The organism is Streptomyces sp. 1-11 (genome assembly GCF_007176755.1).
Taxonomy (GTDB): Bacteria; Actinomycetota; Actinomycetes; order Streptomycetales; family Streptomycetaceae; genus Streptomyces.
The window spans coordinates 123,348-144,383 of record NZ_BJTV01000012.1; the positions used below are offsets into that span (position 1 = coordinate 123,348).

Consider the following 21,036-nt stretch of genomic DNA (forward strand, 5'->3'; position numbering starts at 1 on the left):
GAGGACCACCGCGCCGATCGCGCCGCGCACCAGGTCGTCCCACATGAACCAGAAGCGGTCCTGACCGGGCGTACCGAAGAGGTACAGGATCAGGTCCTGGTCCAGGGTGATGCGGCCGAAGTCCATGGCCACCGTGGTGGTGGTCTTGTCACCGGTGTGGGTGAGGTCGTCGATGCCGGCCGAAGCGGACGTCATGACGGCCTCTGTGCGCAGCGGGTTGATCTCCGAGACAGCGCCGACGAACGTGGTCTTGCCCACGCCGAAGCCGCCCGCCACCACGATCTTCGCGGAGGTGGTGGAGCGGGAAGGACCGCCGCTAGAGCTTGCGAAGTCCACTGAGCACCCTTTCGAGCAGTGTCACGTCTGGCTGGCCACCGGCGTTCTCGTCGCCGCCGGGCTGATGGATGGCGACCAGGCCCGCCTCCGCCAAGTCGGCGACGAGAATCCTGGCGACGCCGAGGGGGATCGTGAGCAGGGCCGAGACCTCGGCCACCGACTTGATCTCCCGGCACAGGTTGCAGATCCGCTGATGCTCGGGCAACTGGCCCTGCATCTGGTGCGGAGCGGCGGTGGTGTGCACCAGTGCCTCGATGGCGAGCTGGTAGCGCGGGCGCGTCCGGCCGCCGGTCATGGCGTACGGACGCACCAAGGGGTTGTTCGATGCGGACGCCGGCGCGGGCTCGGGGCGGCGCTGCGGCTGCACCGGCTGGATCCGCGGGGCCGGCGGCTGGTCGTACGGCGAGGGCCCGGGGCCCTGCGGCGCGTACGGCTGGCGGTGGGCAGGGGTGGAGGGAAAGCCGTACCGGTTCGCCGAACCGTCGTTCTGGCCCTGGGCAGGGCCGTACGACCAGTTACCCGAATGCGAACCGCCTGGGGGTGTTGCCACTTTCTCCTCCTCCGACTGTGCCGGGCACCCATCCGTGTGGAGCCGCGTCCCGAAACCTTACGGCCCCGGGACGCGGATACGCACCGTTCGTCTGTTAGTTGAGAAGGCTTCCCTGGAGCTCCGCGCGGAGATCCGGGGTGAGAACCGTGCCCGCGCGGTCCACCAGAAGTGCCATCTCGTACCCGATGAGGCCGATGTCCGCTTCCGGGTGGGCCAGGACGGCCAGCGAGGAACCGTCGGAAATGGACATGATGAAGAGGAATCCCCGCTCCATCTCCACAACCGTCTGGTTCACACTGCCGCCCTCGAAGATGCGGGAGGCGCCTGCCGTCAGGGACGTCAGACCGGAGGCGACGGCAGCGAGCTGGTCCGCGCGGTCGCGGGGGAACCCTTCGGACATCGCGAGAAGGAGTCCGTCGGCGGAGACCACCACCGTGTGGGACACCCCCGGGGTGTTGTCCACGAAGTTGGTGATCAACCAGTTCAGGTTCTGTGCCGCCTGGCTCATCGGGCTCACACTAACGCTCCTGGTTGTAGGTGCTGTCAGGACCACCGTGCTGATTGTTGGTGGCCTGGCCGTTCGTTTCACTGCCTGCGCTGCGTCCGCGTTCGACGCCCCGGCGCAGGTTGCTCAGTCGGCCCCGGACGTCCTCCGGGGCGCGGGAGACCTGTGGGCCTCCCTGAGGGGTGCTCTCGGCGGTGCCCTCGACCAGGTTGGCCTTGGGTACCCGCCGGGGCAGACCGGAAGCGGTCACTCCGCCGGCCTTGGGCTTGCGGAGCGCCGAAGCCTGCTGCCAGCGCTCGTCGTTGGCCGAACGCCAGCCGCTGTCGCCGTTGCTCCCGGGGGTGTTCCCCGCGGGGGCCGGCGCCTCCGGCTGAGTGTGTCCGGCGCCGTTCGAGCCGCTGGGACCGCTCGCGGACCCGCGGCGGGGCAGACCGGCGTCGGTCATCTGGTGGGCAGCGGGAGAATCCGCTCCCGGACGGTCGAAGCCTACGCCGTCGCGCTCGCTCGCGTCAGCGGCCTGCGGTTCCGTTTCCGGAGCGTAATGGGCCGGGTAGCCGTTCTGGTAGCTGTCCTGCTGCGGCCAGTCGTCCTGGTAGGACTGCCGCTCGTAGGAGCCGAAGGCGTCGGCGGCGGAGCCGTGCGCGGGCGTCCGCTCCTCCTGGGCCGCCTCCGGATACGCGGGCTCGGGGTAGCCGCCGCCGTTCGCGGCGAAGCCGTCGTCGTGCGGCATGCCGCCGTTGGGCGCGTAGTACTGGCCGTCGTACGACTGCTCGTACCCGGTGCCGCGGTGCTCCTCGTACCCCTGGCCCTGGTCGCCGTACGCCTGCTGTCCGTCGAACGCGGCGGGCTGGGCGGGCTGCTCGCCGAACCCGGCGGCGCCGTCGTACCCGGCCTGCCGGGCGTCGAACTCGTCCGCGTACTGCCGGCCGTCCGGCTCCCGCTGCGGCTCGCCGTGCGACTGGGCCTCCAGCGCGGCGCGGCGCTCCTCACGCATCAGGGAGCGGCCGACGGGGTCCAGGTCCCGGAGGTCGTCGGGGACCTCCGAGTAGCGGCTGTCGTCGAAGCCGAGTTCGGCGGCGGTGCGCATCGGCGGCTGCTGCACCTGGGCGAAGTCCTCACCGCGGAACTGCTGCTCCGGGATGATCTGGGAGACCGTGAACTCCTCGCGGTCCAGCGGGGCTTCGCCGCCACCGCCGTGCGTGATCGCGTCCGGCAGCATGACCAGCGAGGTGGTGCCGGCCTGCTCGCCCGAGGGGCGGAGCTGGACCCGGATGCCGTGCCGGTCGGACAGCCGGCCGACCACGAACAGACCCATGCGCTGCGAGATCGCGGCGTCCACGGTCGGCGGGTTGGCCAGCTTGTGGTTGATGTCCGCGAAGTCCTCGGCGGTCAGGCCGATGCCCTTGTCGTGGATCTCGACCATGACGCGGCCGTCGGGCAGCCGGGTCGCGGTGACGCGCACCTTGGTCTGCGGCGAGGAGAACGTGGTGGCGTTCTCCAGCAGCTCGGCCAGCAGGTGCACGAGGTCGGTGACCGCGCGGCCGTGGATCTCGGCCTCCGGGACGCCGGACAGCTCGATGCGCTCGTACTGCTCCACCTCGGAGGAGGCGGCGCGCAGCACGTCGACCAGCGGGACCGGCTGGTCCCAGCGGCGGCCGGGCTCCTCGCCGGCGAGGACCAGGAGGTTCTCGCCGTTGCGGCGCATACGGGTGGCCAGGTGGTCCAGCTTGAAGAGGTTCTCGAGCTGGTCCGGGTCCGCCTCGTTGTTCTCCAGGTCGGTGATCAGGGTCAGCTGGCCCTCGATCAGCGACTGGTTTCGGCGGGAGAGGTTGGTGAAGATCGCGTTGATGTTGCCCCGCAGCAGCGCCTGCTCGGAGGCGAGCCGGACCGCCTCGCGGTGGACCTGGTCGAAGGCGCGGGCGACCTCGCCGATCTCGTCCTTGGTGTGGATCGGGATCGGGGCGACCCGGGTGTCGACCCGGCCCGGGTCGGTGCGGGAGAGCTGGTCGACCAGCATCGGCAGGCGCTGCTCGGCGATGCCGAACGCGGCGTTGCGCAGCTGGCGCATCGAGCGGCTCATCTGCCGGGCCACGGCGCCGGCCAGGATGAAGGCGAGGAGCAGGGCCACGACGACCACGGCGCCGGTGGTGATGGCCGAGGTCTGGGCGTCACCGGCGATGCCGGAGGCCTCGTTCACGGCCTTGTCGGCGAGGTCCGACTCGATCTGCCGGTAGGCCTTGTACTTGAGGGTGTTGACCGCCCACCAGTTCGGGGCCGTCACACCGCCCGCGGCCATCTCCTGGCGGGTGAGCGGGGAGGTGTCCTTCATCGTCGCCAGCGCCGAGACCATCGCGTTCGGCTTGGACGGCGGCGCGACGTACTTCGGGTCCTTCTGCTTCTCCTGCGCGACCAGCGCGGCGCCGTCCGTCTTGATCTTCGCCATCGCGTCGGTCAGCTTCTGCGCGTCCTGGTCGGTGCCACCGCCGAGGTACTCCTCGAGGGCGATGCGCTCCAGGTAGGCGTAGGAGGACAGGGACACCCGCTGAGTGGCCAGGTTGGGGTCGTCCGGACCGGGCTTGACCAGCAGGTGCATGCCGATCGACCGCTCCAGCGACAGCGCCGCCTTGGTCAGCGAGATGGCGTAGACGGTACGGCCGTAGGAGGTGATGTTGCCGGTGCCCAGACCGAGCTCGTTGGCGAACTCCATCAGCGGGTGGGCCACTTCGACGTAGCCCTCCTCGGTCTTCACACCGGTGGTCTTCTTGGTGTACGCGACCTGGCGCAGGGTCTGCAGCTTGGGCTCGGCCTGCTTGAACTGCTCGAGCCGGCGCTTGAGACCGGGCTTGTCCGGCACGTTCAGCGCGACCTGGTGGAAGGTGGCGGCGGCCTGGTCCGTCTGCTTGCGGGCCGCGGTGACGACGTCCTTCTGGTCACCCAGCAGCAGCGGGGCGGCGGTGACGTCGCGCTCGTTCTCCAGCGCGTCGGCGTAGCCGAGGGCGGCGCGGACCAGGCGGGCGGTGTTCTCCGCGTCCCGGGCCTCGTTCCAGGTGTCGATCGAGCTCTTCACCTGGAAGCCGCCCATGACGAGACCGACCATCACGGGTATGAGCAGAATCGCGTTCAGCCGGGTGGGCACCCGCCAGTTACGCGGTGAGAAACGGCCGCCACCGGCCGGGGGAGCGGCCGAGGGCTCGGCACCCGGCACAGGGGCGGGCGCCGCAGCGCGCGGCGGCGGGGTGAAGTTGCCCCGCGCCGACGGCTCGGGACCGTTCTTGCTTCGCCTCACTCGACCAACAACCTCTCGGCGGTCGGCACCTTCGTCGTGCCGCAGTCTCTCAGAGCCCGGTTCGTCATCGACCACTCAGTACGTCATTGACTAATAGGCAGTTCAGGCATTCCAGCACGGCGGCATCCGCTCGTCCAAACACTCGGAACCTGAGGTTCCGTGTGATGTAAGCCCCAGATAAAACGGGCATACAGAGCGAGCCCCGTCAAAAGACGGGGCGGCCGTGCGCACAGCGGCACCGCGCGACCGCGTCGCGTGGTGAAGAACGGTGATTCCTCTGCCGAACCGTTATGAACACCGGAGCCGACCGTGTCAAAGGCCACAGCCGGCTCCGCTTGCACTACGGCAACTGCCGTACGGCTCGTCTCACTTGAGTGTCACCGCAGGCGGGCCATGAGCGCGTGCTCGACGAGCGTGATCAGCGCGCTCTTGGCGTCCGCGCGGTGGCGGGCGTCCGTCGTGATGATCGGCGCGTCCGGGCCGATCTGCAGCGCCTCCCGCACCTCGTCGGGGGTGTAGGGCTGCTGACCGTCGAATCCGTTGAGGGCGATGACGAAGGGCAGGCCGCTGTTCTCGAAGTAGTCGACGGCCGGGAAGCAGTCGGCGAGGCGGCGGGTGTCCACCAGGACCACCGCGCCGATCGCGCCGCGCACCAGGTCGTCCCACATGAACCAGAAGCGGTCCTGACCGGGCGTACCGAAGAGGTACAGGATCAGGTCCTGGTCCAGGGTGATGCGGCCGAAGTCCATGGCCACCGTGGTGGTGGTCTTGTCACCGGTGTGCGTGAGGTCGTCGATGCCGGCCGAAGCGGACGTCATGACGGCCTCTGTGCGCAGCGGGTTGATCTCCGAGACGGCGCCCACGAACGTGGTCTTGCCCACGCCGAAGCCGCCCGCCACCACGATCTTCGCGGAGGTGGTGGCCCGGCCCGCGTCAGAGCTTGCGAAGTCCACTGAGCACCCTTTCGAGCAGCGTCACGTCCGGAGCGCCGCCGTTGTTCTCGTCGCCACCCGGCTGGTGGATGGCGACCATGCCGGCCTCTGCGAGGTCGGCCACCAGGATCCGGGCCACGCCGAGCGGCATGGCCAGCAGCGCCGACACCTCCGCGACCGACTTGACCTCACGGCAGAGGTGGCAGATGCGCTGGTGCTCCGGGAGCAGTCCCATGAGCGCTGCCGGGTCGGCCGTGGTGCTGATCAGCGCCTCGATGGCGAGCTGATAGCGCGGCCGGGTCCGGCCGCCGGTCATCGCGTACGGACGTACCAGCGGCTGGTCGCCCTCGTCCCCGTACGGCTCCGCGTACGGATCATGAGAGGCGGTGGGCGGGGTCATGAATCCTCCGGGCGGGACAGCAAGTCGGTCAGTCAAGCCGTCGGGAGAGGCCGGTGGGGGGATTGTGGCGGCCGGACGGTGTTTTTGTGAGGTGGGTGGTGCCGGGGCCGGTCAGTGAAGCAGACTGCCTTGGAGTTCGGCGCGCAGGTCCGGGGTGAGTACCGCCCCTGCGCGGTCGACCAGCAGTGCCATCTCGTAGCCGACCAGGCCGATGTCGCACTCGGGGTGGGCCAGGACCGCGAGGGAAGACCCGTCCGAGACCGACATCAGGAAGAGGAACCCGCGCTCCATCTCCACGACCGTCTGCGCCACGTTGCCGCCCTCGAAGATCCGGGACGCCCCGGCCGTCAGGGAGGTCAGGCCGGACGCGACGGCCGCGAGCTGGTCCGCGCGGTCACGCGGGAAGCCTTCGGACATGGCCAGCAGAAGGCCGTCGGCGGAGACCACCACCGTGTGCGACACCCCGGGGGTGTTGTCCACGAAGTTGGTGATCAACCAGTTCAGGTTCTGTGCCGCCTGGCTCATCGGACTCAACTAACGCTCCTGCTGGTGAGTGGGGCTCGGGAAGCTGCCGGTCTGGCCGCTGCCGGCCTGACGGCCCTGAGCGATGCCCCGACGGAGATTGGTCAGCCGGCCGCGTACGTCGTCGGGCGAACGCGAGACCTGCGGACCGCTTTGGTGCTGTTGCTGCTGAGCCGTGCCCGGGACGAGGTTGGCCCGGGGCACCCGGCGCGGCAGGCCTGAGGTGGTGACGCCGCCCGCCGCGGGCTGCCGTACGCGCTCCGCCTGCCGGACGAGTTCGTCGTTCGGCGAGGTGCGCCAGGAACCGGTGGCGCCGGAACGCTGCGGGGCGGGCGCCTGCTGCTGCGGCGCCGCGGCCGGGGTGCTGTCCGGCTGATCCTGCTGACCACCGTGGAACCAGTTGGTCTCCAGGGTGTCGAACAGCGGGGTGCGGCCGTCGCCCGGACCGGTGGCCGGCGGCAGCGCCTCCGGCTCGCGGCGGACGGGACGCTGCGGCTGCGGGGCCGGCGGACGCGGCGCGCCGAAGTCGGCGCGGCCGCCCGGCTGCGCACGCTCGAACTGCCCGGTGCCGGCCGGGTTCTGGCGGTCGGGCAGCGCGTGCTGACCGGTGGAGCCGCCGTCGAAGCCGCGGTCGTAAGCCTGCGGCGCCGCGAACTGGCCGGTGCTCTGCGGGTCCTGCTGCCCGGCCGCCGACGTGCCGAAGACATCGGAGCGGACGAACTGGCCGTTGCCGCCCTGCTGACCGTACTGGCTGTTGCCGCCCTGCTGACCACCGTACTGGCCGGTGCCGCCCTGCTGACCGTACTGGCTGTTGCCGCCCTGCTGAGCACCGTACTGGCCGGTGCCGCCTTGCTGACCGTACTGGTCGTTGCCGCCCTGCTGACCGTACTGGCCGTTGTCCTGCCGGCCGTACTGGCCGGGGTCCTGCGGGCCGGACGGACGCTGGAACTGACCGGTCTGCTGAAGGGCGTCGGCGCCGGGGCGCGCGAACTGGCCGGTGGAGGCGTTGCTCCCGAAGTCGGGGCGGGGGAACTCGCCGGTGGAGGCCGGACCCTGGGCGTCGATCCGCGGCATCTCCGCCGTCGCGCCAGGACCCTGACGGTCGTCCAGGCGCGGCAGGTGCGAGGTCCGCGCCGGGTCCTGCTCGTCGTGGCCGCGCGGGGCGTCCAGCGAGGCACGCGACACCGGGGCCTGGGCGTTGCCACGCCAGTCCGCGGGGTCGGACTGCGGGTTGCCGCCGGGCAGTTCGGCCCGGGCGCCGCCGCGCGCCGGAAGCTGGGGCTGACGGCCCTGCTCCTGGGCGCCCGCGCCGCCGCGGGGCGCCGCCGGACCGCGGCCGCCGAACATGTCCTGCTGCGGGCCGCCCGCGGCCTGCTGGCCCGGTCCGGCGCCCGGCGTCTGACCGCCGAAGCCGCCCGCGCCGGCCCCGGCCGGAGCCGGCCTGCCCTGCTGCGGGCCGCCCGGGCCCTGCGGGCCGCGCGCCTGGCCCGGCGCACCGGGACGGCCGCCCTGGCCCGTGCCGGGCAGCGCGGCCCGCGGGCCCTGGGCGCCGACCTGGCCACGCGGGCCCGGTCCGGCGCCGAGGCGTCCGGCGGTCGGCGCACCGCCGAGGGCGCCGCCCTGGCCGCCGCCGTTGCCCCGGCGGGCGGCGGCGGCACCGGCCGCGGCCTGCGCGGCGGCCGGACCACCGGTCGCCGCGGGGGCGCCGGGCTTGCCGGGAGCGGGCTTCTTGCCGCCCTGGGCCACGTCGACAGGGAGCATGACCAGCGCGGTCGTGCCACCGGAGTCGGACGGGCGGAGCTGGATGCGGATGCCGTGGCGCTGCGACAGACGGCCGACCACGAACAGACCCATGCGGCGGGACACCGACACGTCCACGGTGGGCGGCGAGGCGAGCCGCTCGTTGATCGCCGCGAGGTCCTCGGGGGAGAGGCCGATACCGGTGTCGTGGATCTCGATCAGGACGCGGCCGTCGGGCAGCGCGTGACCGGTGACCTTGACCTTGGTCTGCGGCGAGGAGAAGGAGGTGGCGTTCTCGAGCAGCTCGGCGAGGAGGTGCACGAGGTCGTTGACCACGCGGCCGGCGACCTCGGTGGTCGGCACGGCGGCCAGCTCGATGCGCTCGTACTGCTCCACCTCGGACGCGGCGGCGCGCAGCACGTCGACCAGCGGGACCGGGCGGGTCCACCGGCGGCCGGGCTCCTCACCCGCGAGGACGAGGAGGTTCTCACCGTTACGGCGCATACGGGTGGCGAGGTGGTCGAGCTTGAACAGCGAGGAGAGCTGGTCCGGGTCGGCCTCGCGGGACTCCAGTTCGGAGATGAGCGAGAGCTGACGCTGGATCAGACCCTGGGAACGGCGCGAGAGGTTGGTGAACATCGCGTTGACGTTGCCCCGCAGCAGGGCCTGCTCGGCGGCGAGGCGGACCGCCTCGCGGTGCACGTCGTCGAAGGCCGCGGCCACCTGGCCGATCTCGTCCCGGGAGTGCACACCGACCGACTCCACGGACGTGTCCACGTCCTGCGGGTCGGACTCGGAGAGCTGCTTGACCAGCTCGGGCAGCCGGTCCTGGGCGACCTTGGTGGCCGTGTCCTGCAGCCGGCGCAGCGAGCGGATCATGGACCGGGCCACGACGAAGGCGCCGACCAGCGAGACGCCGAGCACGATGAGGATCAGCGCACCGGAGAGGATCGCCTCCTGCTCGGAGGACGACTTCAGCTCGCGGGCCTTCTGCTCCATGTCCTCGAGCAGCGTGTGCTCGATGTTCTTCATCTGCTGGATCTTGGTCGTGCTGTCGTCGACCCAGTCGCGGTAGGAGCGCGCGGGCAGGTCGTTGAGGCCGCCGGGGGACTCCAGGACGCGCCTGGCGTACAGGTCCGCCGCCTGGATCGTCGGGTTGGTGTCCTCGATCGGCTTGAGCAGCTCGTCCGGGTTCTGGCTGCTGTAGATCTTGCGGAAGATCCCGATCTGGGCCTTCTCGCTCTCGTTCGCCGACTTGCCGTAGAGCTGGTCGTTCTTGGAGAGCTCGCCCTTGGAGGTGTTGCTGGAGGTCAGGGCCGCCGCGATGACGGCTCGCTGCACGGAGGCGTACTCCTTGGCGCTGGAGAAGGCCGCCAGGGCGCGGGTGCGCGAGATCATCTCCGGGTTGCTGGACGCCTCGGCCATGGACTGGGAGAGGTCGATCAGCTGGGTGATCAGCCGGTGGTACGCCTCGACCGTCTGCGTCGAGTTGTTCTTCGACTTGTAGGCGTCCTGGCGGATCTTGGCGAGGTCGTCGAGCTGGTTGGCGAGGCTGACCAGGGTGTCGCGGACGCCCTGGAGGTTGCCGTTCTTGCTCGCCTCGTCGATCTGCTCGGAGGAGTCGAGGAAGTTCTGCCGGGCCCGGTCGGTCGTGTCCCGGACGCCCTTGACCGTGTAGTCGGTCGGCTTCAGGCCGTGCGCCAGCGGACCGGCGGACTGGTCGCGCTCCTCCTGGAGCGCCATGGCCAGCTCGGTCGCCTGCTTGGTCATGTCCGTCAGCAGCTTCATGTTGTCGAGCTGCTGGATGTCGTCCATCGAGTCGCTGATGCGCAGCGCGCCCAGCGAGGTCGCCGCGACGACGGGGAGCGCCAGCAGCGACACCAGACGCGTGGAGATGCGCCAGTTGCGCAGGGCCACACGCGAGCCGGGGCCGCTCGGGGTCTTGCCGGCCGGCTTCACGGGCGCGGCGGGGGCCTGGGCCTTGGCCTGGCCGGCCGGGCCCGCCGCGGAGGGCGCGCCGGGTCGCCCGGAGCGCTCACCGCCGTCACCTGACTGGGCCGCGCCCGGGTTCTGGGCGTGCTGGGGGGAGGAACCGCGGTCGGTCCCGCCGTGCGCCTCCGGCTCCGCCGAAGCGCTGCCATCCCTCTTGAAACGTCCCTGCACTAGCGTCGCAACCTCTGGACCAGGCGCCCCTCCGCGCGAACGGAGGGACACGGTGTCGGCGTCTTGGAGAGCGCCCTGAATACGCCCCCCGGTGGTCTTGAGTGACCGGCGCTGGTTCCCCCTATCTCGCCGCCACCCGGCGCTGCGTTGCGCCCCCTGCGCGCCGGCTCGATCCCGCGGCGGTCCGTGGAATTCCAGCACAGTGCCGGATCTCCAACAAGGGCCGTGAGCCGAGCTGTGACCTACGTGACGGAACGTGAGGCTCAGGCTACGACCCGTGTAAGTCGATCTCGTACAAAACGGGCGTACCGCTGTCGCGCGCTGCTCGATGCCCGGTGTCCCAGTCGCCATGATCGGGAGCGGAATGAGCGCTTCAAGGGGTCAATGTCCGTTTCCCTAGGGGGAGATGGGAGTCGGAAATGACCGGTTTGTCTGTGAGGTCGTGAGCAAACTCACATGGAGAACTTGTGCAGTTCACGTCCGTGACGGGGAATCCGATGTTTAGCCTTGCGCTTTACAGGATGAGATGCCCTGTCAACCCACCAGCAGCCACAGGATGACAACGGTGAAGACGACGATGATGTTCCGCACGATAGCCAACCCGCGGCGCACGACGCTGGCGCACCTCGAGGACGCCGACGACCTGCAGACGCCGGAGCTGCCGGAGCACTCCGTCGACCTTCCTGCCCAGACGGCCAACCCGCGACGCACCGTCCTCATGGAGGTCCCGGTGGGCGCCGCCGCCCCGGCCGGCGAGTAGCCGGACCCGGCACCCGACACACCGAGCGCGGCCCGGAGATCACACGATCTCCGGGCCGCGCTCGCTTTTCGGCGGGTTTCACTCCGCGGTCCCTTTTCCCGCGCGCCGGATTCCCGGCCGTCCGTTCCGATACGCCGGGCCGCCGTCCGCGACGGATTTCCCGGAGGCCGGTGCGCGGCCCCGCGGAGCGGGCCCGGGGGCCGGCTCCGCGGACGGCGCCCACCCCGCCGGCCCTGCCGCGCGCCCTCGTGGGAGGGGCCGGGCCCCGGGCGGCGGGCGGCGCCGCCGCAGGGACGCGGGCGGCCGGGGAATTCCCTGAGTAGTGCACGAAAGTCCCGGGCGCGTAATTCCCGCGGAATTCGGGATCACGAAGCCGTGATCCACCGGCCGTGAAAACCCGCCACGCCGTACTGCCCGAACATCGGGCGGCCCGACCGGTTAACCTGGGGCGTCAGTACGCCGGTTCTAGTTGAGGGGCGCAAGGATCCCGTGCGCATCGCCAGGTTCTCCATCGACGGGAACGTAGCCTTCGGCGCGGTCGAGGGCGACAAGGAGGACGAACTCGTCCTCGACATCATCAAGGGCATCCCGTTCACCGACCACGAGCTGTCCGGGACGAAGGTGCCGCTCAGCAAGGTCAGGCTGCTCCCCCCGGTGCTCCCCAACAAGGTCGTGGCCTTCGGCCGCAACTACGCCGAGCACGCCCGCGAGCTGGGCAACGCGGTGCCCGACGCCCCCTTCGCCTTCTTCAAGCCCTCCACCTCGGTGATCGGACCCGGGGACGAGATCCGGTACCCGTCCTTCTCGCAGGAACTGCACCACGAGGCCGAGCTGGCCGTCGTCATCGGGCGCATGTGCCGCGAGGTCCCGCGCGAGCGCGTCAAGGACGTGATCTTCGGCTACACCTGCGCCAACGACGTCACCGCCCGCGACGTGCAGAAGCGCGAGAAGCAGTGGGCCCGGGCCAAGGGCTTCGACTCCTCCTGCCCGCTCGGCCCCTGGGTGGAGACCGGCCTGGACCTGGAGCGCGCGGGCGACCTCACCGTCCAGCTCACCGTCAACGGCGAGCAGCGCCAGCTCGGCCGTACGAGCGAGATGATCCACTCCATCGAGGACCTGATCGTCAACATCACCGAGGCCATGACGCTGCTCCCCGGCGACGTCGTCCTCACCGGCACCCCCGCTGGGGTCGGCCCCCTGAACGTCGGCGACGAGGTCGCCGTCACCATCGAAGGCATCGGCACTCTCACCAACAAGGTTGTCAAGCGTGGCTAGCGCATCCGGCTCACCCGTACGCGTCCGTTTCTGCCCCTCGCCCACCGGTAACCCCCACGTGGGCCTGGTCCGCACCGCCCTGTTCAACTGGGCGTTCGCCCGGCACCACCAGGGCACCCTGGTCTTCCGCATCGAGGACACCGACGCGGCCCGCGACTCCGAGGAGTCCTACAACCAGCTCCTCGACGCGATGCGCTGGCTGGGCTTCGACTGGGACGAGGGCCCCGAGGTCGGCGGCCCGCACGCGCCGTACCGCCAGTCGCAGCGCATGGACCTCTACAAGGACGTCGCCGGGAAGCTCCTGGACGCCGGCCACGCCTACCACTGCTACTGCTCCCAGGAGGAGCTGGACACCCGCCGCGAGACCGCGCGCGCCGAGGGCAGGCCGTCCGGCTACGACGGCCACTGCCGCGACCTCAGCGAGGCGGAGGTGGAGGAGTACAGGGCCCAGGGCCGCTCCCCGATCGTCCGCTTCCGGATGCCCGACGAGCCGATCACCTTCACCGACCTGGTCCGCGGCGAGATCAGCTACCTGCCGGAGAACGTGCCGGACTACGGCATCGTGCGCGCCAACGGCGCCCCGCTGTACACGCTGGTGAACCCGGTCGACGACGCGCTGATGGACATCACCCACGTCCTGCGCGGCGAGGACCTGCTCTCCTCCACCCCGCGGCAGATCGCCCTGTACAAGGCGCTGACCGAGCTGGGCATCGCCAAGCGGACCCCGGCCTTCGGCCACCTGCCGTACGTCATGGGCGAAGGCAACAAGAAGCTCTCCAAGCGCGACCCGCAGTCCTCGCTCAACCTCTACCGCGAGCGCGGCTTCCTGCCCGAGGGCCTGCTCAACTACCTCTCCCTGCTGGGCTGGTCGCTCAGCGCGGACCAGGACATCTTCTCGGTCGAGGAGATGGTCGCGGCCTTCGACATCGCGGACGTCAACCCCAACCCGGCGCGCTTCGACCTCAAGAAGTGCGAGGCGATCAACGCCGACCACATCCGGATGCTGGAGGTCAAGGACTTCACCGAGCGCTGCCGCCCGTGGCTGAAGGCCCCGGCCGCCCCGTGGGCGCCGGAGGACTTCGACGAGGCCAAGTGGCAGGCGATCGCCCCGCACGCGCAGACCCGCCTGAAGGTCCTGTCCGAGATCACCGACAACGTCGACTTCCTGTTCCTGGCCGAGCCGGTCTTCGACGAGGCGTCCTGGGCGAAGGCGATGAAGGAGGGCTCCGACGACCTCCTGCGCACGGCGCGCGAGAAGCTGGAGGCGGCCGACTGGACCTCGGCCGAGTCGCTGAAGGAGGCCGTCCTGGCCGCCGGCGAGGCGCACGGCCTCAAGCTCGGCAAGGCCCAGGCCCCGGTCCGCGTCGCCGTCACCGGCCGCACGGTCGGCCTGCCCCTCTTCGAGTCCCTGGAGGTCCTGGGCAAGGAGAAGACGCTGGCCCGCGTCGACGCGGCACTGGCGAGGCTCGCGGCGTAACGGACGCCACACGCCGAGGGCGGCGCCCGGGACACCCGGGCGCCGCCCTTCGCCGTACCCGCCCCCGTCCGCGCACCGGACACGGCGGCCGTGCGCCGGTTACGGTCGGGTCATGAGCATTCGCGCCGTGGTCTGGGACGTGGACGACACCCTCTTCGACTACACCACCGCCGACCGCGAGGGCATGCGCGCCCACCTGGTGGCCGAGGGGCTCCTCGCCGGGTACGGCTCGCCGGACGAGGCGCTCGCGCGCTGGCGGGAGATCACCGACCGGCAGTGGGCCCGCTTCGCCGCCGGCGAGGTCGACTTCGTCACACAGCGGCGCGACCGGGCCCGGGTCTTCCTGGACCGGCCGGAGCTGACGGACGCCGAGGCCGACGACTGGTTCCAGCGCTACGTGCGGCACTACGAGGCGGCCTGGTCCCTGTTCCCGGACGTCCTGCCGGTGCTCGACGCCCTGGCCGCCAGCCACCGGCACGCGGTGCTGTCCAACTCCAGCCTGACCGTCCAGGACCGCAAGCTGCGCCTGCTCGGCGTCCGCGACCGCTTCGAGGCGCTGCTGTGCGCCGCCGAGCTGGGCGTCTCCAAGCCCCTGGCCGGCGCCTTCCTGGCCGCCTGCGACGCCCTGTCGCTCGCCCCGCACGAGGTCGCGTACGTCGGCGACCACCCGGAGATCGACGGCCGGGGCGCCGCGGAGGCCGGGCTGCTGTCGGTGTGGATCGACCGCGGCGGCGCCTACGCGACCCTCGACCCGCCCACCGGACCGCACCGCATCGCGTCCCTCTCCGAACTCCCCGGGCTCCTCGGCGCGGATAGTCGTTTTGGAGCCCCGTCCACCTTCGGGTAATGTTCTTCCTGCGCCGCCGGAGAGCGGGCCGAAAGGCCGGCAACCGGGGGTGCGAACTAGAACGAGAACCCCTGAGGGGCTTGAGTTCCAGTGGCCTATGGTGTAATTGGCAGCACGACTGATTCTGGTTCAGTTAGTCTTGGTTCGAGTCCAGGTAGGCCAGCTCGCAGAGCTCATCTGCGCCGCGGATCACATCCGCAAGCCCCCGTTGTGTAGCGGCCTAGCACGCTGCCCTCTCAAGGCAGTAGCGCCGGTTCGAATCCGGTCGGGGGTACAGATCCTTCCCGCGAGGAGAGTTCGGGTAGCTCCCACTCGTCTCGATGCAGGATCGCTAGGGCCCCCGTTGTGTAGCGGCCTAGCACGCCGCCCTCTCAAGGCGGTAGCGCCGGTTCGAATCCGGTCGGGGGTACTGACTGGTCTAAACCATCATTGGTCTATGGTGTAATTGGCAGCACGACTGATTCTGGTTCAGTTAGTCTTGGTTCGAGTCCAGGTAGACCAGCTCGGACCTGCGGAAACGCAGCGTCCACGCCCCCGTTGTGTAGCGGCCTAGCACGCCGCCCTCTCAAGGCGGTAGCGCCGGTTCGAATCCGGTCGGGGGTACAAGTGAAGGCCCTCCGCTTCGGCGGGGGGCCTTCGCCGTTCCCGGCGCCGGTCACTCGAAGCCGTACCGCCGCGCCGTCTCCTCCTCCTGGGCCAGCCGGTGCAGCGCCCGCAGCACCGGCTCGTTGAGGACCGCCCCGAGCACCGCGAACTCGACCCGCTCCGCCCCCGCGGGGTGCGTCTCCATGTTGTCGAGGTCCAGGACGGCCGTCCGGTGCATCAACTCGGCGTACGGAGCGAGCTGTTCGGCCCCCCAGTCGTAGCCGATCCGGCGGAACGCGGCCACCGCGACCACCAGCGAGCGGTACGTGGGCGAGATCGTCGTGAGCTGCTTGGTGTTCTCCCAGCCGAGCCGGTCCAGGAGGGCGGCGACCTCCCTGTGCGCCGCCCGGACGTACTCGTCGTCCTCGTCCGGCTCCGGCAGCTGCGGCAGCGCCCACATCGCCGCGCCCAGGCGGATCGTGCGGCCGAGCGAGTCGTCGTCCACATGCCCGAGCACCTCGCGCACCTTGGCCACCGGCACCCCGCCCACCTGGATCATCGCCCGCACCAGCCGCAGCCGGCGCAGGTGCTCCTCGTCGTACTCGGCCGTCCTGGGGCTGACCTGGCGGCCCGGCGGCAGCAGCCCTTCGCGCAGGTAGTACTTGATCGTCGCCGTGGACACACCGCTGCGCTCGCTGAGCTCCGCCAGCCGCATCTCTTGCGCCTCTCCTTGGGAAGTGCCACTATCCAAGCATCGCCAGAAGGATAGTGCCGCTATCTGTCGAGGGGGACCGGCATGTTCGCGAAGCCCGTGCGGGGGCGTACGACCGCCGCGGTCGAAGGGGATGCGGTGGTGCTGCTCATAGGCATGAGGATCAACCACTTCCGGGCGGTGCACCAGTGGCTCCCGGTCATGCTGTCGATGATCCGCATGCTGCGGCAGCTCGGGCGCGACCCCGGCCGGGGACTGCTGGGGCACGTGCTGCTGACGGCCTCGCCGCGGACGTACTACGTCGTCCAGTACTGGGAGTCCAAGGACAAGCTGTACGCCTACGCGACCTCGCCGGAGATGTTCCACCACCGGGTCTGGGCGGCCGTCAACCGCAAGGAGCGCCAGGGCAAGGCGCGCGGGCACGTCGGGCTGTGGCACGAGGCGTACGTCGCACCCGAGGGCTCGCACGAGTCCATCTACCTCGACATGCCGGCCTTCGGCCTCGCGAAGGCGCACGGCCAGGTGCCGGTGGAGGTCCGCGGCCGCTACGCCGCGGACCGGTTCGCGCACCGTTCGCGGCCGGTGCCGGAGTCCGGGAAGACCGCCTGACCGAGAAGACCGCCTGACCGGGGGGACCGGGGAGGGCTCGCCGCGGCGTTGGGGCGGGCCCTTCCCGGTGCGCAGTTCCCGGGGCGCGCGGTCTCAGCCGGAGCGGCGCAGCGCCTCGGAGAGACGGGCCGCCGCGTCGATGACCGCCTGCGCGTGCATACGGCCCGGGTGACGGGACAGGCGCTCGATCGGGCCGGAGACGGACACCGCGGCCACCACGCGGTTGGAGGGGCCGCGCACGGGCGCGGAGACGGACGCCACGCCCGGCTCGCGCTCGCCGATGGACTGGGCCCAGCCGCGCCGCCGGACGCCCGACAGGGCGGTCGCCGTGAACCGGGCGCCCTGCAGACCGCGGTGCAGCCGCTCCGGCTCCTCCCAGGCCATGAGGATCTGGGCGGAGGAGCCGGCCTTCATCGTCAGCGTGGAGCCGACCGGGACCGTGTCCCGCAGGCCGGACAGGCGTTCCGCCGCGGCCACACAGATCCGCATGTCACCCTGGCGCCGGTAGAGCTGCGCGCTCTCGCCGGTGACATCGCGGAGGTGGGTGAGCACGGGGCCCGCCGTGGCCAGCAGGCGGTCCTCGCCGGCCGCCGCCGCCAGTTCCGCGAGGCGCGGGCCGAGGATGAACCGGCCCTGCATGTCGCGTGCCACCATGCGGTGGTGTTCCAGGGCCACGGCCAGGCGGTGGGCCGTGGGTCGTGCCAGTCCGGTGGCGCCGACCAGACCCGCGAGGGTGGCCGGACCGGACTCCAGAGCGCTCAGGACGAGGGCCGCCTTGTCCAGAACGCCGACGCCGCTACTGTTGTCCATGCAACGATACTCGCGTCTCACTCTGTGAAACGCAAGTTCAATTTTCCGTGGAAAGCGCCACCCTGGAATCAGACAGCGGCCCGAGCAGCACAGGGCCCGGCGGCGGACGCCCGAGGATCACCGGGGCGCGGGCGCCGTCTCCCCAAGATCTCTAGTTGGGCCGGTGGACGCTTGCCGGCCGAAGGGAAAGCGATGGGTAGGACACTCGCGGAGAAGGTCTGGGACGACCACGTCGTCCGGCGCGCCGAGGGCGAGCCCGACCTCCTCTACATCGATCTGCACCTGCTGCACGAGGTGACCAGCCCGCAGGCCTTCGACGGACTGCGCAAGAGCGGCCGCCAGGTGCGCCGTCTCGACCTCACCATCGCGACCGAGGACCACAACACCCCGACCCTGGACATCGACAAGCCCATCGCCGACCCCGTCTCCCGCGCCCAGCTGGAGACGCTGCGCAAGAACTGCGCCGAGTTCGGGGTGCGGCTGCACCCGCTGGGCGACGTCGAGCAGGGCGTCGTGCACGTCGTCGGCCCCCAGCTCGGCCTGACCCAGCCCGGCACCACCGTGGTCTGCGGCGACTCCCACACCTCGACGCACGGCGCCTTCGGCGCGCTGGCGTTCGGCATCGGCACCTCCCAGGTGGAGCACGTGCTGGCCACCCAGACGCTGCCGATGGCCCGCCCCAGGACCATGGCCATCACCGTCGAGGGCGAGCTGCCCGAGGGCGTCACCGCCAAGGACCTGATCCTGGCGATCATCGCGCGGATCGGCACCGGCGGCGGCCAGGGCTACGTCCTGGAGTACCGCGGCCCCGCCATCGAGAAGCTCTCGATGGAGGCCCGGATGACCATCTGCAACATGTCGATCGAGGCCGGCGCCCGCGCGGGCATGATCGCCCCCGACGAGACCACCTTCGAGTACCTCAAGGGCCGCCCGCACGCCCCCGAGGGCGCCGACTGGGACGCCGCGGTCGAGTACTGGAAGACCCTGCGCACCGACGAGGACGCCGTCTTCGACGCCGAGGTCGTCATCGACGCCGCCGAACTGTCGCCGTTCGTCACCTGGGGCACCAACCCGGGCCAGGGCGCGCCGCTTTCGGCGTCCGTCCCCGACCCGGCTTCGTACGAAGACGCTTCGGAGCGGCTCGCCGCCGAAAAGGCCCTGGAGTACATGGGGTTGGAGGCCGGCCAGCCGCTGCGCTCCATCGGCGTGGACACCGTCTTCGTAGGCTCGTGCACCAACGGCCGCATCGAGGACCTGCGCGCCGCCGCCGAACTGCTGCGCGGCCGCAAAGTCGCCGACGGCGTACGGATGCTGGTCGTCCCGGGCTCCGCGCGGGTCGGTCTGCAGGCCGTCTCCGAGGGCCTGGACGTGGTCTTCAAGGAGGCCGGCGCCGAGTGGCGGCACGCGGGCTGCTCGATGTGCCTCGGCATGAACCCCGACCAGCTCGCCCCCGGTGAGCGCTCCGCCTCCACCTCCAACCGCAACTTCGAAGGACGGCAGGGCAAGGGCGGCCGCACCCACCTGGTGTCGCCGCAGGTCGCGGCGGCCACCGCGGTCCTGGGGCACCTGGCCTCGCCCGCCGACCTGACCGACGACCGCACGCCCGCTGGAGTCCGATAACCATGGAAGCCTTCACCACCCACACCGGCCGGGCCGTCCCGCTGCGCCGCGGCAACGTGGACACCGACCAGATCATCCCCGCCCACTGGCTCAAGAAGGTGACGCGGGACGGCTTCGAGGACGGGCTGTTCGAGGCCTGGCGCAAGGACCCGGAGTTCGTGCTCAACCGTCCCGAGCGCCAGGGCGCCACCGTCCTGGTCGCCGGTCCGGACTTCGGCACCGGTTCCTCCCGGGAGCACGCCGTCTGGGCGCTGCAGAACTACGGCTTCAAGACCGTGATCTCCTCCCGGTTCGCGGACATCTTCCGTGGCAACTCGCTGAAGAACGGGCTGCTCACGGTGGTGCTCGACCAGAAGGTCGTGGACCGGCTGTGGGAGCTGACCGAGGCGGACCCGCAGGTGGAGATCACCGTCGACCTCGAGGCCCGCGAGGTGCGCGCCCCGGGTGTGACCGCCCCCTTCGAGCTGGACGAGAACTCCCGCTGGCGGCTGCTGAACGGGCTGGACGACATCTCCATCACCCTGCGGAACGAGGCCGACATCGCCGCCTACGAGGGCGGGCGGCCCGCCTACAAGCCGCGCACGCTCCAGGTCTGACCCGAGGGCCCCGGCAGGTCGACTTTCGGCCACCCCAACACCCCGCCTGTACCCCCGATCGCCACGATCGGGGGTACAGCCATGTCTGCACCCGAACGGCCCCGCGCGGGTGATCGTGGGGACACAACTTCCCACGTTAGAGCGGTGTTTGGCCGGGTAGACGCCCGGCGTGGGCGCGCTCCGCGCGAGTGCCGACACGACTGTCCGGCGCGGCAGTTGCACCCTGCGCAGGCGACAACTCGCCCCAGATGGCACAATCTGTGCATGGACCACGACGGCCAACTCCAGCTCTATGCGGCAGTCGCGGGCCGGCTCAAGGAAGCGCACTCGAGGGTGCGCGCACTGCAAGTCCCGGAGGGCGTACGGATGGCGCTGACCCGGAAGCTGCTGGTCATTACGGCCGCGGCCAAGCACGATCTCGCCGGTGCGGCAAGGCGACTGGAGCGGTTCATCGCGGACCTCGACGAGGGACGGTTCCCCGAAGAGGACCGCTGAGCGGTCCTGGGCAGCCGACTTCGCTGCGGCACAAGGGTGATAAGCCCGTTTCGTGTTTGATTTGCGGTATATATCTGCCTAACGTGCGAAAAAGCTTGAACACTTTCGTTCTGGCGATGTCTCCGAAGGGGAAGACGTGAACAAGGCGCAGCTCGTAGAAGCGATTGCCGACAAGTTGGGTGGCCGCCAGCAGGCGGCCGACGCTGTCGATCATGTTCTGGACGCCATCGTCCGCGCGGTCGTCGCGGGCGAGCGGGTCTCGGTCACCGGCTTCGGGTCCTTCGAGAAGGTGGACCGCCCCGCCCGCTACGCCCGTAACCCCCAGACGGGCGAGCGGGTTCGCGTGAAGAAGACCTCCGTGCCGCGCTTCCGCGCCGGTCAGGGATTCAAGGACCTGGTGAGCGGCTCGAAGAAGCTGCCGCGGGGCGGCGAGGTCTCGGTGAAGAAGGCGCCCAAGGGCAGCCTGTCGGGCGCGCCGCCCACCATCGCCAAGGCCGTGGGCAAGAAGGCCGCCACCAAGAAGACCACCGCGGCCGCGAAGAAGGCCGCCGCGAAGAAGGCGACGCCGGCCGCGAAGAAGACCACGGCCGCCGCCAAGAAGACGACCGCGAAGAAGACGACGGGCACCAAGGCCGCCGCGAAGAAGACCACCACGGCCAAGGCCGCCGCCAAGAAGACCACCGCCAAGAAGGCCCCGGCGAAGAAGGTCACCGCCAAGAAGGCCCCGGCCAAGAAGTCGACGGCTCGCAAGACCACCGCCAAGAAGGCCACCGCCCGCAAGGCGTCTTGATATCACCAGGGCACTCACGCGCCGGG

At 70.8% G+C, this 21,036-nt stretch carries 19 protein-coding genes and 5 tRNA genes; 14 read left to right on the top strand and 10 right to left on the bottom strand.

The window, feature by feature from the left end; translation table 11 throughout:
• From TNCT1_RS24700 to TNCT1_RS24735, 8 genes are all read right to left on the bottom strand, one after another.
• Nucleotides 1-336 (bottom strand): ATP/GTP-binding protein (locus tag TNCT1_RS24700; protein WP_174266437.1); only part of this gene is annotated, 336 nt, incomplete at its 3' end.
• Nucleotides 317-886: a DUF742 domain-containing protein gene (locus TNCT1_RS24705; protein ID WP_143635908.1), complete on the bottom strand. Its 570-nt coding sequence runs from the start codon at nt 884-886 to the stop codon at nt 317-319. The genes TNCT1_RS24700 and TNCT1_RS24705, both read right to left, overlap by 20 nt.
• A gap of 94 nt (nt 887-980) precedes the next feature.
• Nucleotides 981-1,394 (bottom strand): roadblock/LC7 domain-containing protein, encoded by a 414-nt coding sequence (locus tag TNCT1_RS24710; protein WP_004983065.1) that lies wholly within the window; start codon nt 1,392-1,394, stop codon nt 981-983.
• Nucleotides 1,395-1,404: 10 nt separating this feature from the next.
• Nucleotides 1,405-4,677, bottom strand: coding sequence for a nitrate- and nitrite sensing domain-containing protein (locus tag TNCT1_RS24715; RefSeq protein WP_174266438.1), 3,273 nt, complete (start codon nt 4,675-4,677; stop codon nt 1,405-1,407).
• A 377-nt stretch (nt 4,678-5,054) separates the two neighbouring features.
• The gene (locus TNCT1_RS24720; RefSeq protein ID WP_067301226.1) at nt 5,055-5,630 is read right to left on the bottom strand and encodes an ATP/GTP-binding protein; all 576 of its coding nucleotides are present in this window, start codon (nt 5,628-5,630) and stop codon (nt 5,055-5,057) included.
• Nucleotides 5,611-6,009 (bottom strand): DUF742 domain-containing protein, encoded by a 399-nt coding sequence (locus tag TNCT1_RS24725; protein ID WP_143635912.1) that lies wholly within the window; start codon nt 6,007-6,009, stop codon nt 5,611-5,613. The genes TNCT1_RS24720 and TNCT1_RS24725 overlap by 20 nt, the downstream gene beginning before the upstream one ends.
• A gap of 111 nt (nt 6,010-6,120) precedes the next feature.
• Nucleotides 6,121-6,534, bottom strand: coding sequence for a roadblock/LC7 domain-containing protein (locus TNCT1_RS24730; RefSeq protein ID WP_003973453.1), 414 nt, complete (start codon nt 6,532-6,534; stop codon nt 6,121-6,123).
• Nucleotides 6,535-6,543: 9 nt separating this feature from the next.
• Entirely contained in the window at nt 6,544-10,434 is a 3,891-nt protein-coding gene (locus tag TNCT1_RS24735) for a nitrate- and nitrite sensing domain-containing protein (protein ID WP_143635914.1), read from the bottom strand.
• A gap of 565 nt (nt 10,435-10,999) precedes the next feature.
• Here TNCT1_RS24735 and TNCT1_RS24740 point away from each other — a divergent pair.
• The 9 genes from TNCT1_RS24740 (at nt 11,000) to TNCT1_RS24780 (ending at nt 15,396) form a co-directional block, all read left to right on the top strand.
• On the top strand, nt 11,000-11,194 hold the full coding sequence (locus tag TNCT1_RS24740; RefSeq protein ID WP_143635916.1) for a hypothetical protein: 195 nt from the start codon (nt 11,000-11,002) through the stop codon (nt 11,192-11,194).
• Nucleotides 11,195-11,683: 489 nt separating this feature from the next.
• Nucleotides 11,684-12,469: a fumarylacetoacetate hydrolase family protein gene (locus TNCT1_RS24745; RefSeq protein WP_143635918.1), complete on the top strand. Its 786-nt coding sequence runs from the start codon at nt 11,684-11,686 to the stop codon at nt 12,467-12,469.
• Nucleotides 12,462-13,946: a glutamate--tRNA ligase gene (gene gltX / locus TNCT1_RS24750; protein WP_143635920.1), complete on the top strand. Its 1,485-nt coding sequence runs from the start codon at nt 12,462-12,464 to the stop codon at nt 13,944-13,946. The genes TNCT1_RS24745 and gltX overlap by 8 nt, the downstream gene beginning before the upstream one ends.
• Before the next feature lie 112 nt (nt 13,947-14,058).
• Nucleotides 14,059-14,793 (top strand): HAD family hydrolase, encoded by a 735-nt coding sequence (locus tag TNCT1_RS24755; protein WP_143635922.1) that lies wholly within the window; start codon nt 14,059-14,061, stop codon nt 14,791-14,793.
• A gap of 91 nt (nt 14,794-14,884) precedes the next feature.
• Nucleotides 14,885-14,956: transfer RNA gene (locus tag TNCT1_RS24760), tRNA-Gln, on the top strand.
• A 38-nt stretch (nt 14,957-14,994) separates the two neighbouring features.
• A tRNA-Glu gene (locus TNCT1_RS24765) sits at nt 14,995-15,067 on the top strand.
• A gap of 62 nt (nt 15,068-15,129) precedes the next feature.
• Nucleotides 15,130-15,202, top strand: a tRNA-Glu gene (locus TNCT1_RS24770).
• Between the two features lie 21 nt (nt 15,203-15,223).
• Nucleotides 15,224-15,295, top strand: a tRNA-Gln gene (locus TNCT1_RS24775).
• Between the two features lie 28 nt (nt 15,296-15,323).
• Nucleotides 15,324-15,396: transfer RNA gene (locus tag TNCT1_RS24780), tRNA-Glu, on the top strand.
• Between the two features lie 52 nt (nt 15,397-15,448).
• On the opposite strand, the gene TNCT1_RS24785 is transcribed toward TNCT1_RS24780, so the two are convergent.
• The gene (locus tag TNCT1_RS24785; protein ID WP_143635925.1) at nt 15,449-16,093 is read right to left on the bottom strand and encodes a MerR family transcriptional regulator; all 645 of its coding nucleotides are present in this window, start codon (nt 16,091-16,093) and stop codon (nt 15,449-15,451) included.
• A gap of 81 nt (nt 16,094-16,174) precedes the next feature.
• Here TNCT1_RS24785 and TNCT1_RS24790 point away from each other — a divergent pair, with 81 nt between their 5' ends.
• The gene (locus TNCT1_RS24790; RefSeq protein WP_143635927.1) at nt 16,175-16,699 is read left to right on the top strand and encodes a DUF4188 domain-containing protein; all 525 of its coding nucleotides are present in this window, start codon (nt 16,175-16,177) and stop codon (nt 16,697-16,699) included.
• 93 nt (nt 16,700-16,792) lie between these two features.
• On the opposite strand, the gene ndgR is transcribed toward TNCT1_RS24790, so the two are convergent.
• Nucleotides 16,793-17,509 carry an IclR family transcriptional regulator NdgR gene (ndgR, locus tag TNCT1_RS24795; protein ID WP_061925666.1) on the bottom strand — a complete coding sequence of 239 codons (717 nt, stop codon included), beginning with the start codon at nt 17,507-17,509 and terminating at the stop codon, nt 16,793-16,795.
• 192 nt (nt 17,510-17,701) lie between these two features.
• On the opposite strand from ndgR, the gene leuC reads away from it, so the two are divergent.
• The 4 genes from leuC (at nt 17,702) to TNCT1_RS24815 (ending at nt 21,010) form a co-directional block, all read left to right on the top strand.
• A complete protein-coding gene (gene leuC, locus TNCT1_RS24800) occupies nt 17,702-19,129 on the top strand; it encodes a 3-isopropylmalate dehydratase large subunit (protein ID WP_143635930.1) in 1,428 nt (475 codons plus the stop codon).
• A gap of 2 nt (nt 19,130-19,131) precedes the next feature.
• Complete coding sequence (leuD, locus tag TNCT1_RS24805) at nt 19,132-19,725, top strand: 3-isopropylmalate dehydratase small subunit (RefSeq protein ID WP_143635932.1); 594 nt, start codon at nt 19,132-19,134, stop codon at nt 19,723-19,725.
• 264 nt (nt 19,726-19,989) lie between these two features.
• Nucleotides 19,990-20,220, top strand: coding sequence for a hypothetical protein (locus tag TNCT1_RS24810; protein WP_143635934.1), 231 nt, complete (start codon nt 19,990-19,992; stop codon nt 20,218-20,220).
• A 136-nt stretch (nt 20,221-20,356) separates the two neighbouring features.
• Entirely contained in the window at nt 20,357-21,010 is a 654-nt protein-coding gene (locus TNCT1_RS24815) for an HU family DNA-binding protein (RefSeq protein WP_143635936.1), read from the top strand.
• Nucleotides 21,011-21,036: the final 26 nt, after the last annotated feature.